Origin of the sequence: Campylobacter concisus, from assembly GCF_002913765.1 — a bacterium.
Classification (GTDB): Bacteria; Campylobacterota; Campylobacteria; order Campylobacterales; family Campylobacteraceae; genus Campylobacter_A; species Campylobacter_A concisus_BB.
On sequence record NZ_PPCH01000013.1, the window covers coordinates 1 to 17,443 of the forward strand.

18 protein-coding genes are annotated in these 17,443 nt (G+C 40.0%); 13 read left to right on the top strand and 5 right to left on the bottom strand.

Annotated elements, in window-relative coordinates; all coding sequences use genetic code 11:
* Positions 1-127 precede the first annotated feature (127 nt).
* Positions 128-760 (bottom strand): endonuclease III, encoded by a 633-nt coding sequence (nth, locus tag CYO89_RS03080; RefSeq protein WP_103597090.1) that lies wholly within the window; start codon positions 758-760, stop codon positions 128-130.
* A gap of 94 nt (positions 761-854) precedes the next feature.
* Here nth and CYO89_RS03085 point away from each other — a divergent pair, with 94 nt between their 5' ends.
* The 7 genes from CYO89_RS03085 (at position 855) to CYO89_RS03115 (ending at position 8,186) form a co-directional block, all read left to right on the top strand.
* The gene (locus CYO89_RS03085; protein WP_103597091.1) at positions 855-1,673 is read left to right on the top strand and encodes a peptidylprolyl isomerase; all 819 of its coding nucleotides are present in this window, start codon (positions 855-857) and stop codon (positions 1,671-1,673) included.
* A 15-nt stretch (positions 1,674-1,688) separates the two neighbouring features.
* Positions 1,689-2,753, top strand: coding sequence for a class II fructose-bisphosphate aldolase (gene fbaA / locus CYO89_RS03090; protein ID WP_009294115.1), 1,065 nt, complete (start codon positions 1,689-1,691; stop codon positions 2,751-2,753).
* A 4-nt stretch (positions 2,754-2,757) separates the two neighbouring features.
* Positions 2,758-4,071 carry a MotA/TolQ/ExbB proton channel family protein gene (locus CYO89_RS03095; protein ID WP_103597092.1) on the top strand — a complete coding sequence of 438 codons (1,314 nt, stop codon included), beginning with the start codon at positions 2,758-2,760 and terminating at the stop codon, positions 4,069-4,071.
* Positions 4,068-5,159, top strand: a complete 1,092-nt coding sequence (locus tag CYO89_RS03100; RefSeq protein WP_103597093.1) for an OmpA family protein — start codon at positions 4,068-4,070, stop codon at positions 5,157-5,159. The genes CYO89_RS03095 and CYO89_RS03100 overlap by 4 nt, the downstream gene beginning before the upstream one ends.
* Positions 5,152-6,003 carry a pyridoxal-phosphate dependent enzyme gene (locus CYO89_RS03105; protein ID WP_103597094.1) on the top strand — a complete coding sequence of 284 codons (852 nt, stop codon included), beginning with the start codon at positions 5,152-5,154 and terminating at the stop codon, positions 6,001-6,003. Before CYO89_RS03100 ends, CYO89_RS03105 begins: the two co-directional genes overlap by 8 nt.
* Complete coding sequence (gene hisD / locus CYO89_RS03110) at positions 6,000-7,292, top strand: histidinol dehydrogenase (protein WP_103597095.1); 1,293 nt, start codon at positions 6,000-6,002, stop codon at positions 7,290-7,292. Before CYO89_RS03105 ends, hisD begins: the two co-directional genes overlap by 4 nt.
* Before the next feature lie 138 nt (positions 7,293-7,430).
* Entirely contained in the window at positions 7,431-8,186 is a 756-nt protein-coding gene (locus tag CYO89_RS03115) for a flagellin (RefSeq protein WP_021089544.1), read from the top strand.
* A 447-nt stretch (positions 8,187-8,633) separates the two neighbouring features.
* Here CYO89_RS03115 and rpoD read toward each other — a convergent pair whose 3' ends face one another.
* On the bottom strand, positions 8,634-10,487 hold the full coding sequence (gene rpoD, locus CYO89_RS03120) for an RNA polymerase sigma factor RpoD (RefSeq protein WP_103597097.1): 1,854 nt from the start codon (positions 10,485-10,487) through the stop codon (positions 8,634-8,636).
* 150 nt (positions 10,488-10,637) lie between these two features.
* Here rpoD and CYO89_RS03125 point away from each other — a divergent pair, with 150 nt between their 5' ends.
* Together CYO89_RS03125 and flgG are read left to right on the top strand one after the other, a co-directional pair.
* Positions 10,638-11,447, top strand: a complete 810-nt coding sequence (locus CYO89_RS03125; protein WP_002942044.1) for a flagellar hook-basal body protein — start codon at positions 10,638-10,640, stop codon at positions 11,445-11,447.
* Positions 11,448-11,462: 15 nt separating this feature from the next.
* A complete protein-coding gene (gene flgG, locus CYO89_RS03130; RefSeq protein WP_002942100.1) occupies positions 11,463-12,251 on the top strand; it encodes a flagellar basal-body rod protein FlgG in 789 nt (262 codons plus the stop codon).
* Positions 12,252-12,372: 121 nt separating this feature from the next.
* On the opposite strand, the gene CYO89_RS03140 is transcribed toward flgG, so the two are convergent.
* The 3 genes from CYO89_RS03140 to CYO89_RS03150 all read right to left on the bottom strand — a co-directional run bounded on the left by CYO89_RS03140 (position 12,373) and on the right by CYO89_RS03150 (position 14,593).
* Entirely contained in the window at positions 12,373-13,116 is a 744-nt protein-coding gene (locus CYO89_RS03140) for a tetratricopeptide repeat protein (RefSeq protein WP_141090716.1), read from the bottom strand.
* Positions 13,117-13,183: 67 nt separating this feature from the next.
* A complete protein-coding gene (locus CYO89_RS03145) occupies positions 13,184-13,624 on the bottom strand; it encodes a sel1 repeat family protein (protein ID WP_103597099.1) in 441 nt (146 codons plus the stop codon).
* A gap of 9 nt (positions 13,625-13,633) precedes the next feature.
* Positions 13,634-14,593 (bottom strand): SEL1-like repeat protein, encoded by a 960-nt coding sequence (locus CYO89_RS03150; protein ID WP_103597100.1) that lies wholly within the window; start codon positions 14,591-14,593, stop codon positions 13,634-13,636.
* A gap of 149 nt (positions 14,594-14,742) precedes the next feature.
* Here CYO89_RS03150 and CYO89_RS03155 point away from each other — a divergent pair, with 149 nt between their 5' ends.
* From CYO89_RS03155 to CYO89_RS03170, 4 genes are all read left to right on the top strand, one after another.
* Entirely contained in the window at positions 14,743-15,405 is a 663-nt protein-coding gene (locus tag CYO89_RS03155; protein ID WP_103597101.1) for an AzlC family ABC transporter permease, read from the top strand.
* Positions 15,402-15,737, top strand: a complete 336-nt coding sequence (locus CYO89_RS03160; RefSeq protein WP_103597102.1) for a branched-chain amino acid transporter permease — start codon at positions 15,402-15,404, stop codon at positions 15,735-15,737. Before CYO89_RS03155 ends, CYO89_RS03160 begins: the two co-directional genes overlap by 4 nt.
* 85 nt (positions 15,738-15,822) lie before the next feature.
* A complete protein-coding gene (locus tag CYO89_RS03165; protein WP_103597103.1) occupies positions 15,823-16,869 on the top strand; it encodes a type II asparaginase in 1,047 nt (348 codons plus the stop codon).
* Positions 16,870-16,949: 80 nt separating this feature from the next.
* Positions 16,950-17,441: a DUF1877 family protein gene (locus CYO89_RS03170; protein ID WP_103597104.1), complete on the top strand. Its 492-nt coding sequence runs from the start codon at positions 16,950-16,952 to the stop codon at positions 17,439-17,441.
* The last annotated feature ends 2 nt before the right edge of the window (positions 17,442-17,443 follow it).

The following is a 17,443-nucleotide window of genomic DNA, read 5'->3' on the forward strand; positions in this document are numbered from 1 at the left end:
CCTCACTCTACAAGAGAGCACTGCGAAGTAGCTTCTGCGCTTTTTATCGAAAAAGTAGTTCGCGGTATCGTTAAAAAATATAACTCATAAAAAGTAAAATTTGCTAGAAATTTCTAGCAAATTTTATCTATATCACTTTATCCTTGCTCTTGCAAAGATCGCTTAAAATGCACTCAAAACAAAGCGGTTTTTTAGCCTTGCAGGTGTAGCGCCCAAAAAGAACCATGCCTTGATGAAGTTTGCCAAGCTCAGTTTTAAAGGCACGGCTTAGATCATCCTCAGTCGCTTCTGGCGTCTTTGCACTGCTTAATCCAAGTCTATGTGATACTCTAAAAACATGCGTATCAACAGCCATTACGTTTGCATTTGTAGCCTCTAAAAGCACGACGTGAGCGGTCTTTTGCCCAACTCCAGCAAGGGCTTTTAGCTTCTCTTCATCAAGCGGAATTTCTCCGTTATAAAGCTCAACCACGCTGTTTGCCATCTTGATCAAATTTACGGCCTTGTTGTTAAAAAAGCTACATGAGTTTATCATGAGCTTTAGACTGGCTAAATTTGCACTTGCTAGCTCAAAAACATCTTTATATGCCTCAAATAGGGCAGGGGTGATCAAATTTACCCTTTTGTCGGTGCACTGAGCTGAGAGCATGACACAAACAAGTAGCTCATATAAATTTCTAAATTTAAGCTCGCTTTTGGCGTCTTTAAACTCTTCTAAAAGCCTCTTTTTTATCTCTAAAATATCTTTTTTTGTTCTCATATGGCTATTTTACCTAAAATTACAAGTTAAACGAAAAGTTACCGCATTATTTGATATAATTTTGCCCATAAAATCAATTTTTTAAAGGATTTATATGAAAAAATTTTTGTTTCCAGCAGTTTTAAGTTTAGCTGCAGCTGTCACTCTAAACGCAGCAGTAGTTGCAACAGTTGATGGCGATGCTATAAACGATAGCGATATCTCAGCACTTTTATCAGCGGCTATGCCAGGTTTTGACGCTAGCAAGCTTCAGCCAAATGAGAAAAAACGTATAATCGACGATCTAATCAACAGAAAACTTCTTTTAAAAGACGCAAAAGCGACAGGCATTGAAAAAGATGTTGATTACATCAAGGCTGTAAAAGCTGCACAAGAAGGCATTGCAGTTGAGCTTTATATGAGAAAATTATTTGACGGCATAAAAGTAAGCGATAGTGATTTAAGAGACTTTTACAACAAAAACAAAGCTAGCATGAACCAACCAGCTCAAGCAAGAGCAAGACATATCTTAGTTGAAGATGAAAAAACAGCAAACGACATCATCGCTCAACTTAAAAATTTAAAAGGCGAGGCGCTAACTAAGAAATTTGCAGAGATAGCAAGCCAAAAATCAATCGACAAAGGCTCAGCAGCACACGGTGGCGAGCTTGGCTGGTTTGGTCAAAGCCAAATGGTAAAACCTTTTGCAGACGCAGCATTTTCAATGGCTAATGGCACAGTTTCAACTAAGCCAGTTAAAACTCAGTTTGGCTACCACGTTATCTTAAAAGAAGATGGCAAAGCTGCTGGCACTGTAAGCTTTGAGCAAGCAAAACCAGAGATCGAGCAAGCTGTAAAAATGGAGAAATTCCAAGCTGCTGTTAGACAAAAAAGTGAAGCTCTACGCCAAAAAGCAAAGATAGAATACAAATAAAATTTGGAGGATAAAATGGGCGTTTTAGATATCGTAAAACCTGGTGTTTTAAGCGGAGATGATGTAACAAAACTTTATGCTTATGCCAAAGAGCAAGGTTTTGCAATACCTGCTGTAAATGTCGTAGGCAGCGACTCAGTAAATGCTGTTTTGGAGGCGGCAAAGGTTGCTAACTCGCCTGTTATCGTTCAGTTTAGTAATGGCGGTGCAGGTTTTTACGCTGGTAAAGCCTGCGAAAATGCAGCCGTTCTTGGTGCGATCGCTGGAGCAAAGCATGTTCATCTGCTTGCCAAGGCTTACGGCGTGCCAGTCATTTTACACACTGACCACGCTGCTAGAAAGCTTTTGCCTTGGATAGATGAGCTAGTAAAAGCAAGTCATGAGTATAAAAAAACTCACGGCGTGCCACTTTTTAGCTCTCACATGCTTGATCTTAGCGAAGAGAATATCAACGAAAATTTAAGCACGTGTGAGAAGTATCTAAAAGAGCTTAGTGAGCTTGGCATCAGCCTAGAGATCGAGCTTGGCGTCACTGGTGGTGAAGAAGATGGCGTAGATAACACAAGCGTTGATAACGCACTTCTTTACACTCAGCCAGAGGACGTCGCGCTTGCTTATGAAAGACTAAGCAAGATAAGCGATAAATTTAGCATCGCAGCTAGTTTTGGTAACGTCCATGGTGTCTATAAACCGGGCAATGTCGTGCTAAGACCAGAAATTCTTAAAAACTCACAAGCCTATGTCGCTAAGAAATTTAACACAAAAAGCGACAAGCCAGTAAATTTTGTATTTCACGGCGGAAGTGGCAGCGAGCTAAAAGATATCAAAAATGCTGTAAGTTACGGCGTTATCAAGATGAACATTGACACCGATACTCAGTGGGCTTTCTGGGACGGCGTGCGCGAGTATGAGGCCAAAAATAGAGCATACTTGCAAGGTCAGATCGGCAACCCAGAGGGCGATGATAAGCCAAATAAAAAATACTACGATCCAAGGAAATGGCTAAGAAGTGGCGAGGAGAGCATGGTTAAGCGTCTTCAGACTGCTTTTAGCGACTTAAACTGCCTAAATAGGAACTAATCCTATGCAAAATCAAAATGATTTTAGTGAGCTAAGCGTGCCAAAAGAGCGCCAAGCTCACTCTTTCTTTGTCTTTTTTAAAGTTATCTTTATCCCTTTAGCTATCTACATCTTGGCGATACTAGCGTATCTTGGCGTTATAAATTTTCAGATGAAGCTTCATACCATCGTAATGATGGGCGTGATACTCTTTGTCGCTTTTATATTTTCACGCCACAGCGCTTTGGTCGCTTACTCAAATTTCTTAGCAAATGCCAAAGACTACAAGATAAGGCTAAAAGAATTTATCATCGCTCATCTCTTTGAAATTTCAGACGTCAAAAAGGCAAACGCTAAATTTGAAGATTTTTTCGAGAGCTATACAAGAAATTTTAGAAATGACAACCTAGCAAACATCGGCCAAGCAGTCTTTCCTATGCTTGGAATTTTAGGCACATTTATCAGTATCGCTATCTCTATGCCAAGCTTTAGCTCAAGCACTGCAAACGGACTTGAAAAAGAGATCGCTATACTGCTAAATGGTGTGGCTACGGCGTTTTATGTATCGATTTACGGCATATTTTTAGCACTTTGGTGGATGTTTTTTGAAAAGATCGGCATTAGTAAATTTGAGAAATTTTACAGCGAGCAAAAAGAGCTAAGCCGTGAGTTTTTTTGGCAGGAAAATGAGCTAAATGCAAATTTCATGAAAGCAAGTGTAGGCTACTTTAAAGATAGTCACGATGCCTTTAAAATGGTGCTTGATGATAAATTTGTAAAAGAGCTAAGCGAGCAGACAAATGAGAAATTTAATAGCCTAAAAGAGCTTTGCGAGGTTGAGAAAAATATCATCAATCAAAGCAAAGCCGAGCTTAGCGCAAGTTTAAAAATGCTAAATGAATCTGGGCTAAAACAAGATGAATTTGTAAAAATCCACTCCGATATATTAAAGGCAGTTGGCGCGTTTTCTAATGCCTTTAAAGATATGGAGGTTAAAATTTTAACCGAGCATGCAAAGCTTGGCGAAATTTTTAGTAGAAATTTAAACGCCACAAAAGAGAGCCAGCTTAAATTTGAGCAGACTATCAAGAGTTTTGACGCCATTTTAAAAGAATTTTCTCTCTCTTTGATGAAAGAGCAAAACGAGGCATTAAAGGCTTTTAGAACCTCGCTCGTGGAGAGTGCCACGATATTTAAGGCAGCCTACGAGCAAGAGGGTAGGAGCTTGGAGCGCGAAAAAGAGCGTGAGAGCCTCATTGCTGAGCTTAAGAAGAATATAGACGAGATCGATAAAGAAGCAAATTCTGTAATAGAAAAGATCGAAAATCTAGTGCAATGAAAATAGACAAAAATAACGAAGATCAATCGAGCTTTTGGGTTTCGTACGCAGACTTGATGGCGGGTCTGCTCTTTGTTTTTATGCTGCTAATCGGCGCTGTCGTCGTAAAATACGTCCTAACTCAAAACACCCTTGAAAATAAAGAGCAAGCCATCATCACAGCACTGGCAAATTTAAAAGACGCTCAGGGCAGAAATTTTACCCTTGAAGAGCTAAATGACGCCCTAAAAAGCGAGCTTTCAAAGATAAACGACGAAAACATAAATTTAAAAAAATCAAATGAAATTTTTGTCATCCAAATAGACGCCCTAAAAGAAAAACTAGCCCAGCTCATAGAGGAAAACAAGGACGCAAATGCGAGCATAAAAGAGCTAAATGCCAGCATTTTTGATCTAAACCAAAAGATGATCGTGCTAAATGATGAAATTTCATCAAAAGATAGAGCGCTTAGTGACGCAAATGCAAGTAGCGAGAAAAATTTAGCCAAGATCGCCTTTTTGCTCGAGCAAGTGAGCAAAAAAGAGGCTAGATATGACGAGCTTTTAAGGGATCTAAACGTCACTCGTGACAGGGTCAAAAACCTAACCGGCATAAGAGTAAAAGTGATCTCCGCCCTAAAAGATAGGCTGGGCTCTAGCATCGAGATCGATCCAAACTCAGGCGCGCTAAAGCTTAGCTCCTCAGTGCTTTTTGATAAGGGTAGTGCGGTCTTAAAAGAAGAGGTCAAAGAGGAGCTAAAGGCCACGCTTAGTAAGTACTTTGACGTGCTTTTAAATGATAAAGAGATCGCTTCAAACATCGATCAGATCGTTATAGAGGGCTTTACGGATAGCGACGGAAGTTACATTTATAACCTAGAGCTTTCACAAAAAAGAGCCTACGCGGTGATGGAATTTATAAACTCATTTAGTGACGATGCACGCCTTAGAAAGCTGCTTGTCGCAAGTGGCAGAAGCTACAACGAGCTAGTTTTTAAAGATGGAGTCGAGGATAAGGACGCTTCAAGGCGTATAGAGATCAAATTTTCACTCTCAAACAAAGAGGCTATCAACGAGATAGAGAAATTTTTGGAGTTTAAGGGTGATTGATAAAATTCGCTTAAGAGAGCGAGAATTTTGGCTTTTAAGAGATGATTTGCTAGGCGAGTTTAACGGCAACAAAGCAAGAAAGCTAGAGTATTTTCTCAAGGCTGATCTTAGCGGCGTCAAAGCCATCGTATCTCACGGCTCAAGCCAGTCAAATGCGATGTATAGCCTAAGCCTTTTTGCCAAGCTAAAAGGGCTTAAATTCTACTACGTAGTCTCTCATTTAAGCTCAAATTTAGAGCAAGATCCAGTTGGAAATTTCAAATTTGCACTTGAAAATGGTATGGAAATTTTTGTAAAAGAGGAGCGTGAGAAATTTGCTAAAGAGCTAGCAAAAAGCCAAAACGCGCTATTTATAAACGAGGGTGTAGCGCAAAGCGAGGCCGAGCTTGGCTTTATCACGCAGGCACGCGAGATAAATGAGTGGAGCAAAAAAAGTGGCATAAGGCCTGATATCTTTTTACCCTCAGGCACTGGTACAAGCGCATGCTACCTAGCAAAGCACACCGATCTTAGAGTTTTTACAGCCCCTTGCGTAGGAGACAGCGACTATCTAAAAAAGCAAATTTACGAGCTAGATAAAGATAGCAAAGTGCAAATTTTAAATCCGCCAAAGAAGTATCATTTTGGAAATTTATATAAAGAGCTTTATGAAATTTGGCTTGAGGTTTGCAAAAGTGGTGTTGAATTTGAGCTTATTTACGACCCAGTGGGCTTTATGACGCTTTTTGCAAATTTAGACAAGCTTGGGAGCGAAATTTTATATATCCACCAGGGCGGAATTTTAGGTAACATTACACAAAAGCAAAGATATGAGAGAAAACTAAAAATAAAGGATCATAAATGAAGTTTTTACACAGCAGCGACGCTGACTTTGAGAGTAAATTTTCACAGCTTGTTAGGCGAAGCGACAATGATATGAGTGCCGTTATGCCAGTGGTTACAGGCATCATAGACGAGATAAGAAAAGATGGCGATAGCGCGCTTTTTACCCAGATAAGTAAATTTGATAAATTTAATGTCACAAGCAAAAACGACATAATAATCGACGTAAAAGAGATGGAGGCGGCCTACAATTCGCTAGATAACGCTCTAAGAGTGGCTCTAAATTTAGCCCATGATAGGATAAAAAGCTATCACGAGCGCACAAAACCAAGCGACTGGACCTATAAGGACGAGCACGACATCTTGCTAGGTGCTAAATACACTCCGGTTGATCGCGCTGGCCTTTATATCCCAGGCGGCAAGGCGGCATATCCTAGCTCGCTTCTCATGAATGCTATCCCAGCAATCGTAGCAGGTGTAAAAGAGATCGTAGTTTGCACCCCAGCGCCAAATGGCAAGGTAAATCCTCTACTTCTTGCAGCGATGCATCTATGTGGCATCAAAACAGCCTTTAAAATAGGCGGTGCAAGTGCGATCGCAGCGATGGCTTACGGCACAGCAACCGTGCCAAAGGTCGATGTCATCACAGGACCTGGCAACATCTACGTAGCGACTGCTAAAAAGCTAGTTTATGGCGACGTAAATATCGATATGATCGCTGGTCCAAGCGAGATAGGCGTGATCGCTGATGATAGTGCGGACCCTCGCCACATAGCGATCGATCTACTCTCACAAGCAGAGCACGACGAGATCGCAAGTGCCTTTTTGATAACACCAGTGGAGGCCTTTGCAAGGGCAGTGCAAAGACACATAGAGGACGAGCTAAAAACTCTAAAACGCGAACCAATCGCGAGTGCTAGCATGAGAAATAAAGCAGCTATCATCGTCGCAAAAGACTTGCAAGAGTGCTTTAAGCTAATGAACGAGCTTGCAGTGGAGCACCTAGAGATCGCTACAAACGACGCTTTGAGCTATATGGACGAGGTAAAACACGCTGGAGCGATATTTTTTGGACACTTCACGCCTGAAGCGATGGGCGACTACATCGCTGGACCAAACCACACCTTGCCAACTGGCGGAAGTGCGAGATTTTACTCGCCGCTTGGAGTTGAAAATTTCATGAAGCGAAGCTCTATCATATCAGTTAGTAGAAAAGGCATCATGCATCTTGGCAAACCATGCATGCAGCTAGCCGAAGCCGAAGGACTAACAGCTCATAAAAGATCAATAGCCGTGAGGTTAGAGGATTAAAAATGAAATTTGATTTTAGAAAATTTAAGATTTTCTAAAATCTTTTTAAAAATATTTTTTGCTTTAAGAAATATTTTTGCAACTTTTTATGAAATTTATAGTAAAATCCATCACAAAACTACTAAAAAAGGAGTTGATATGAAGTTAGGAACTTATACTGCAAACCAGGCTTCAGGAAACTATTATTTAGATCAAGCTAAAAATAGCGAGAAAAAGGCGCTAAACGCCATCTCTGCAAATAGCGAGATCAAAGCATCAGGTGCAAATTTGCAAATCGCAGAGAGCTTACTTTCGCAAACAAATGTCCTAAATGAGGGCATGGCAAATGCCAACGATATGATAGGTATGCTTCAGATCGCAGACTCAACGCTTTTAAATTTAAGCGAGAGCGCGGATAAGATCGGCGAGCTATCAAGCAAGCTTTCAAACCCAGCTCTTTCAGCGAACGAGCAAAAGGGCATAAAAGGCGAGATAAATGCGCTTAAAAATGCGATGAGCGACAGTGTAAAAGAGGCTAAATTTAACGGCAAAAACGTTTTTGACGCCGAGCTTGGCTTTTTCACAGGTGAGGGCACAAAAAATATAAATTTAAGCACAAATGCTCTTTTAAATGTTAAAGAGGATGGCTCAAATTCTGGCGATATTTTGAAAAACATAAATTCACTTCGCTCAGAGATCGGCTCGACACAAAATGCTGTATTTAAGGGTATGAATGCTCTAGCTGCTAGAAGCGTAGCAAATGCTAATAGCGTAGAAAATCTTGACAGCAGCGACATCGCAAAGAGCTTAGAAGAAAATTTACAAGCAAATTTAAAGCTACATGCTGCCTCTTTGGCTAAAGCTCACGATACTACGAGCTTGGCTGCAAAACTAGATAAACTTCTAGGCGAATAAATTTTTACCGGTCTTGTGCCGGTAAAACTCTCTTTTTATTTCTAACTTTTAACTTATAAAACATATTTGTAAATTAAAATTTTTTATTCTTTTTTGGTTATGGTTTTTAGAATTCAGTTGAAAATTTATAGCACATATACTTTTAAAATAGAAGTTGAGTTAATTATGTTTTAAGATGAGAGCCATATGTAATGTTTAAAACAATTTTTGAGTATGGATGCTATAAATTTTTCAAAGAGAAAGTCCTTTAAAGGGTATATATGCTAATACTTTATCAAAAGAAAAGCTGTCTAAACAAGAGTATATACACTAAAGTAGGGTAAATATACAAAAACATTGAATTTTTACTTGTATCTTTTGGTGCTTCGGTTGCGAAAATAACTTAATTATAGACTATGATATAAATTTAAAGAGTTTAGGCGCAGATGCCCAAAAGGGCAGGGCTTGTTAGCCCTCGATGTAGTTTTTGAGTTTTCTACCAACTTTTGGGTGTTTTAGTTTCTTGATAGCTGAGCTTTCTATCTGGCGGACGCGTTCACGAGTGACATTTAGCGCCTTGCCGATCTCTTCAAGCGTGCGGTCGCTCTCATCTTCAAGTAGACCAAATCTCATCGAAATAACCGCTTTTTCGCGCTCATTTAGCTGTGAAAGCACATCGTCGATCTGCTCTCTAAGGTCGCTTTTTAAAATTTGATCTATCGGTGATAGAGAAGTTTTGTCCTCGACAAAATCTCCAAATTTACCGTCTTCTTCGTTTGCGATCGGAGCTTCAAGGCTGATAGGCTCTTTTGTGATCTTTATCACCTGTTTTACCTTATCGACGCTTAGTCCGACCTCTTTTGCGATGACGCTTACGTCAGGCTCTTTTCCCTCTTCTTGGAGGTATTTGCGGTTGATTTTGTTGATGCGGTTTATCGTTTCTATCATGTGGATAGGTATCCTAATCGTCCTTGCCTGATCGGCGATCGCGCGCGAGATAGCCTGACGGATCCACCATGTGGCGTATGTTGAAAATTTATAGCCTTTTCTATATTCAAACTTATCAACCGCCTTCATAAGACCGATGTTGCCCTCTTGGATGAGATCAAGAAATGGCAAACCCCTGTTTGTATAGCGTTTTGCGATACTTACGACTAGACGGAGGTTTGACTTGGCCATTCTAGCTTTTGCTTCGTCTGAAATTTTCTTTCCGCGTTTGATCTGCTCTAAAATTTCTTTTAGCCTTGCTGGCTCAAGGTCAAAGCCTTGTTTGCTCGCCTCTTTTGTCGTAAAAAGCTTTTTGATCTCGACGTATGTTGAGACCATCGTAGCCTCTGGCACGCGAGCAGCGATCTCTTCTTTGCTAAGTTTGATGATATCTTTTAAGATGCTTTTGTGATTTTTCTTAAGCTCGTCACTAAACATCGGTAAGCGATACTCCAAGCGTTTTAGCTCTCTGTCAAATTCATCATCGCTTTTTAGTGCTGTCTCCATTGATTTTACGATCTCGCTGATGAGTTTGCTTGTTGGGCCAAGATCCATCAGCTTCTCTTTTAAAATTTTCTTTTTAAATGCAAGCGTCATCTTTGAAGCTGTGTCGTCGCTTTCTACCTTATCTTGCTTGTTTGCAGTCTTTAGCCACTCTTTTTTAGCCTTTTCAAGGGCTTTAAAGCTCTCTATAACTTTTTCTGCACGCTTATCGTTTTTGGCTGATTTTTTAGGAGTTTCGTTCTCTTCGTTCTCCTCATCCTCTTCGTCTATATCCTCTTCGCTCTCTTCATTTTCATTTTCGCTCTCGTCTTCAAAGCTTTTAAAAAGCTCTTTTACGCGGCGTTCTCTATTGATGAGCGGCTCTTTGTAATCAAGTATGAAATCGATCAAAAATGGCACCGAACAAAAAGCATCGATGATGATATCTTCGCCAAGCTCGATCCTCTTGCTGATCTCCACCTCTTCTTCTTTCGTAAGAAGAGCGATCTGGCCCATCTCTCTTAGATACATCCTTACTGGACTATCTGATCTTGACCACTCTAAGAGGTCGCTCTCGCTTGAAAGATCGAGGTCCTCGTCGATATCTTGGTCACTTTTTTGAGCATTTTCTTGACGTTTTTTAGCGTCAGCTAAATTTCTAAGCTTTGCAGCCTCAGCAGATGTGATGAGTTGGACTTTGTTTGTTTTTGCTAGTTGTTCTATCTTTTTTACTACAGTAGCCGTCGGAGCTTTGTCTAATAATTTTACTAATTTTTCGTATGTCAAAAAGCCTTTTGCATTTTCAACAAAAAGCTCTTCTATCTGAGAAAAAGAGTCTTTTGCGGCGCTCATAAATTTCCTTTCAAATCGTGTGATTGTGATTTAAGTATTGGTTAAAAGAAAGTGGATTATACCCAAAATTTTTTAAATGTCTATAAAAAGAAAGTTGGAACGATGATTGCTTAGTAATTCTAAAAAATCAAATTTTGATTAGGAAAATTTATGCAAAATGGTTATTATCAAGCCACTGCTGGCATGGTAACGCAGTTTAACAGACTAAATGTCATCTCAAATAACCTTGCAAATGTAAATACGATCGGCTACAAGCGAAATGACGTAGTCATCGGCGACTTTGCGAGAATTTTTAAAGAGACGCAAGATGAGCTTCCGCTTAAAAATCATACAAAAGACGGAGCTAAATTTCTAAATAGAACGCTTGATCGTGTGCCACAAGTGAGCGAAGAATACACCGACTTTAGCGCTGGTGGCTTTAAATACAGCTCAAATACGCTTGACTTTGCGATAAAAAGAGACGATGCTTTTTTCTTAGTCGATACTCCAAATGGCGTAAAACTAAGCAAAAATGGCTCTTTTAGCCTTGATGCAGACGGCTACATCGTCACAAAAGAGGGGTATAGGGTGCTGCCAAGTGGCTATGAAGCGCAAAATCCAGGTCAAAGAGGCATCCAAGTGCCACAAGGCGAGGTGCTAACCGTTGATAAAAATGGAAATTTATACTCAAATAACAATCAATTTTCTAAATTTTACATCGCTCAGCCAAGAGAGATAAGGGATCTAAAAAAGGTCGGCGATAATCTCTTTGAGAGTAGAAATTTTGACGACATAACCGAGCTTGATGAGGCTGATAGCGTGATGCAAGGCTACGCTCAGATGTCAAATGTAAATCCAGTCTTAGAAATGGTGGGTCTTATAGAAACCCAACGCTTAGTTGATATGTATCAAAAGGTTATGACAAGCCACATGACTGACCTTAACCAAGATGCTGTTCAAAAACTAGCCCTAAAAGCTTAATAAAAGGATAAAACTATGATGAGATCACTTTACACTGCGGCCACTGGCATGATAGCCGAGCAGACGCAGATAGACGTAACCTCACACAACATCGCAAACGTAAATACCTATGGATATAAGAAAAATAGAGCTGAATTTGCTGACCTTATGTATCAAGTCATGGAGTATGCAGGCACGGCTACTAGCCAAACTACCACAAGCCCGACAGGCATCGAAGTAGGCCTTGGCGTGCGCCCAACAGCGATAAATAAAATTTTCTCTCAGGGCTATTTTAAAGAGACTAGCAACAATCTAGATATGGTCATAGCTGGCAACGGCTTTTTTCAAATTCAACTCCCTGATGGCACGACGGCTTATACTAGAAATGGCGCATTTAAGCTTGACGCAAACGGCACGATCGTAAATAGCGACGGCTACCAGCTCATCCCGCAGATCACTGTCCCTGCAAATGCGACGCAAATTTCAATAGGCACAGACGGCACCGTCTCAGTTTTGCAGGCTGGCGAAACAGACATGGCTCAGATAGGTCAGATCGAGCTAGCAAATTTTATCAATCCAGCCGGTCTTCACTCGATGGGTGATAACAACTACCTTCAAACAAGCGCTAGCGGCGACGTGGTAGTAGGTGTAGCAGGCCTTGACGGACTTGGCACCATTAGACAGGGCTTTGTCGAGATGAGTAACGTGCAACTAGTTGAAGAGATGACCGACCTCATTACCGGCCAGCGCGCATACGAGGCGAACTCAAAGGCGATAACTACGAGTGACTCGATGTTAGAGATAGTAAATGGACTTAAAAGGTAGGTGATATGGACGCGACTTTGGCTATTGTTGGACTTATACTCGTTGCTTTTACGCTTGATGTTTTTTACTTTTCAGATAGGACCCCAAAGGGCAAGGGTCCAAAAGGGCAGGTGCATTAAATTTATAGGCCATTGTAAATTTGGCAGTCTTCGTCGTTGCCCAGCTCGCAGGACTTGCCAAAGTACTTTTTGGCTAAATTTTTATCGCCTTTTGCTTCAAAATAAATAACCCCAAGGTTGTGGCAACCATCCCCAAAGTCCATTTCGCAAGCTTTTGTGAAGAGTTTGCTAGCTCTTTTTTGATCTTTTTCTACGTATTTTCCGCTATGAAGCATCATACCAAGGCTATTGCAGCCAGCAGAGTGGCCCAGATCGCAGCTCTTTTCAAAGAGCTCTTTTGCCTTTTTGGCATCTTGCTCTACGCCATTTCCGTCATAGTATAAAAGTCCAAGGCCGTAGTATCCGTCGCCATCTTTTAGCTCGCAAGCTCTTAAAAATAGCTCTTTTGACTTTTGATAGTTTTTATCTAACGTATAGACAAAGCCAAGCCTTGCGCAGCCAAAGCCGTCATTTAGCTCGCAGCCCTTTTGGTAAAATTTGGCTGCATTTTTGTTATTTACATCTTTTATGTAGTCCATGTCATAAAGCACGCCCACACTACTGCAAGCGTCTGCGTGTTTTAGCTCGCAAGCTTTTTTGTAAAACTCGCCCGCTTTTTGGTAGTTTTTGCTCTCCTCAAATTTATTACCAAGCTCAAAGCAGCTTTTAGCATCTTCGTTTTCGCACCTAGACTCAAGCGTTTTTGTCTCTAAATTTGCGCCCCACAAAAGCACCGCAGAGGCTAAAAATAAAACAACCTTTTTCATTGCCTGCCTTTTTAAAAATTTAAATAAGTTTAAATAAAAAGCTTTAAATTTATAGTAAATATCAAATTTAATACCCAAGCTTACATAATAAATTTCTCATATCACAGCCCTTTTTAAAGCCTAGCTCGCATGATCTTTGAAAGTAACTTTTGGCAGTCATTTTATCCTCTTTTTTGCCGTTATCTAAAAGCGCGTAGTTTAAAAATCTTGCGTATCTATTTAATATGATAGTTTGATTAAGCTCGCTACTCACGTCGTTGTAGCCATTTATATAGATGAGTGCAGCGCTGTAGCAACCCTCTTTCATATCATTTTCGCAAGCTAGTAAAAATATCTTTTGTAGTTTTTTAAAATCTTTATCATCGCTTGAAGAGTTATAAATTTTTGTAGCAGCCTTGTAACAGCTCGTTAAATTTGCTCTTATATCGCCCTCGCTTTGGCACATCTCGTCTAAATTTTCTGCATTTAAAAGCATAATGAAGGATAAAAACAAAATTAGCTTTTTCATAAACTCTCTTTAGTGAAAATCTCTAACTATCTCGCAAGCCTCTTTAAGACCTAGCTTGCAAGCTTTTTTAAGCTCTTTTTCTGCCAGCTTTTTATCCTTTTTTGTCCCTATGCCATGATAGTAAAAGTATGCAAGATGTTTGCACCCACTTGCGCTATCTAGCCTGCACGCTTTGTTGTAGTATCTAAACGCCACTTCATCATCTTTTTCTACGCCAAGTGCGTCGTCGTAAAGGCTGGCTAGGTTATTACAAGCATCGGCAAAGTCAAGCTTGCAAGCTTTAAAATAGAGCTTACTGGCCTTTTCATACTCTTTTTGCTCTTGATATAAGGTCGCTAGGTTGTAGCAAGAGATGCTAAAGTCGCTATCGCAAGCCTTTTTGTAAAGTTTTACCGCTTCTTTGTAGTCGCGCTTTACGCCTGGGGTGTTGTGGTATAAAACCGCTAGGTTGTAGCATCCTTCATAGAAATTTTGCTCGCAAACTTCTTTGTAAATTTTTGCAGCCTTTTTGTAGTCTCTTTTTACGCCGCTGCCGTTATTATATAAAACTGCGATGTTAAAACAGCTTTGAACAAGCGTGAGATCGCAACCCTTTTTAAAAGCTTCTAAAGCCATTTTGTATTCTTTCATCTCTTGATACTCAACACCAAGGTTGTGACAGGCAAATTTATTGCTCTCATCGCAAGCTTTGTTAAGAATTTCTAGTGATTTTCCCGCGTCTTTTTTTACGCCAAGTCCGCTTTTATAAAACTCAGCCAGATAGATGCATGCGTCTAAATTTTTAACCTCGCACTCACTTTTGTAAATTCCAAATAGCCTTTTATACTCATCATCGCTGTATCTGCGGCTAAAATCAATGCAGTTATCCTCGATATTGCAGCTATTTGCTTGAGGGATTTTGATCTTTGGATTTGTTGTTAAGGCTATTAAATTTAGTGTTAAAAATATTAGTAAAACTATCTTTTTCATAGAAATTTTCTTTATAAATTTTGTTGTTATTTTATAAAATTTAGTTTTAAAATGCGAGCAAGCAGTTAAATTTATAAAAGCAAAAACGCCTCTTTAAATTTAAATTTTTAAATTTTTGCTAATATTTTGGCTTTTTATGAAGGTAAAATTTGACATTTAGCTACGTTTTTAAACTATCTATTCCTATCTTTATGGGCTATTTTCCGCTTGGTGTCGCCTTTGGCGTGCTGGCAAAAAGCATGGGAGTGAGCGCATTTATCGCTGTGGCACTTAGCACGCTAGCATACGGCGGCGCAGCGCAGTTTATGATGCTCTCGCTCTTTAGTGTGGGCACGAGCTACGTTGAGGTCTTTATCGTGAGCTATCTTGTAAATTTGCGCCACACTTTTTATGGAATTTCACTTTTAAAAGAGTATAGCGGGATCAAATTTAGGCTTTTAAACATCGCTTTGCTAACAGATGAGACCTTTGCGATATTTAAAAATTTAGGGCTAAAAGAGGCTAGTGAGCGAAGTTTTGTCTTTAGCTGGCTAAATTTACTTGCTTGGTCTTACTGGGCGGCTGGCACGCTGCTTGGAGCGATACTTGGCGATCTTATAAAGGCCGATACAAAGGGGCTTGAGTTTAGTTTGACCTCGCTTTTTATAGTGGTCGTCATCGAGATGTTTAAAAATGATAAAAACTACCGCGTGCTCTTTGCGGCGGTCTTTTTTGGCGTGCTTGGAGTAAGCCTGTTTCCAGTTAAATTTGTGCTTGTTGGCTCGATGGCGCTTTGTTTTATATTTTTGCTTTTGTTTAAGGATAAAATTTGATAAGTGTAAGTTCAAGCGAGATGGTGCTCTTTGTGGCGGTGCTTTTAAGCGCCTTGGCTACTTTTATAACGAGAGCGACGCCATTTTATGCATTAAGAAACTATAAGCCAAACCCTTATTTAGACGCCATAGAAAAGCATATGGGTATGATGATAATGGTCGTTTTGGTCTGCTATGGGCTAAAAGATACGAAATTTAGCGAGTTTCCATATGGCTTAAGCGAGATAGTGGCGGTTTTTACGGCTATTTTGGTGCATTTGAAATTCAAAAATGCCCTTATTAGCATAGTCGTTTCGACTGGAATTTATATGTTTTTGATAAGAATTTTTTAAATAAATATAAATTTTAAAAATTAATAAATTTTTTAAATATATGACGTTATAATGCTCTAGCAAATTTTAATGCAAAGGAGTTAAAATGCGTTTAATCTTTAAGGCGGTGTTACTCATGATTTTAGGTGCTACTTTAGCGGTTGCAAAGCCAACCATCTACATCCTAGCTACTGGTGGAACGATAGCTGGAAGCGGCTCAGGTTCGCTTGATTCAAGCTATACTTCTGGAACTGTTACGGTCGATAAACTAATCGCAGCCGTGCCAGATATCAACAAGATCGCTACCATAAAAGGCGAGCAAATTTCAAATATCGGCTCACAAGATATGAACAACGAAGTTTGGCTAAAACTTGCAAATAGAATAAATGAACTTCTAAACAGTGGCAAAGCTGATGGTATCGTCGTTACTCACGGCACAGACACTATGGAGGAGACAGCTTACTTCTTAAATTTAGTCGTTAAAAGCGACAAGCCAGTTGTGCTTGTAGGTGCGATGAGAAATAGCGGCTCACTAAGTGCGGACGGCCCACTAAATTTATTTAACGCTGTAAATGTAGCTATCAGCAAAGATAGCGTAGGCAAGGGTGTTGTGGTTACTATGAATGACGAAATTCACGCTGGCAGAGAGGTTACAAAAACTAACACAACAGGCGTTGATACATTTAAATCACCAAATAGCGGCAAGATCGGCACAGTCTTTTATGGCAACGTAAAATACTATATGAACCCACTCAGAAAACACACAGCAAGCTCAGCTTTTGACCTAACTGGCGTAAAAGAGCTTCCAAGAGTTGATATCATCTACTCTCACGCAAATGACAATCCTGACTTTGTAAATGTAGCTGTCAAAAACGGCGCAAAAGGCATCGTTAGCGCTGGTCTAGGCAACGGCAACCCTTACTTTAGCGTGTTAGAGGCTCTTGGTGAGGCTTCAAAAGCTGGCGTAGTGGTAGTTCGTGACTCACGTGTGGGAAGTGGCGAGACAACTATGAATGGCGAAGTTGATGACGCAAAATACGGCTTTTTAACAAGCGACAACCTAAACGCTCAAAAAGCTAGAGTACTTTTGATGCTTGCTCTTACAAAAACAAGCGATAAGGCTAAAATTCAAGAGTTTTTCTTAACTCATTAAAATTTAATTTTGTGCGGAACTATTAAATTTATAGCTCCGCCCTCACTTTTTCAAATTCACATTAAATTTAAGGCTCTAAAATGGGTATCAGCGCGCACTACTATGCCTACTCGCAAGATGATATAGAGATGATCAAAAATGGCGGTGGCGGCGAGTTTTTGGACGAATACGACATGGATAAGATGTGGGACGCGATTTGTAAAATGCTAACTGGCAAAAATTTCAAGCAGAGGCTTAAGGCTGGCGATATTTTTAGCTCAAAAGAGCCTTTTAGTTGGGCTATTTTTGGGCGTAGTGCGCTAAACGAAGAGCTAAGCGAGATGATCTCTTATGCTAACGCTTCGGATGTAAAAGAGGTGGCTGAGACGTTGAAAAATGTTGATATTAGCGCACTTTTAGCAAAGATAAATTTAAAAGAATTTGCTAGCTCAAAGACATATCCTGATATTTTTGGGTGCGAGAGCGAATTTGAAAATATAAAGGCGAGTTTAAAACAGCGCTTTGCTGGGTTTTTAAATTTTTATCAAAATGCCGCCGACAAAGGGCTTGGCGTGCTGATAGTAATAGCCTAAAT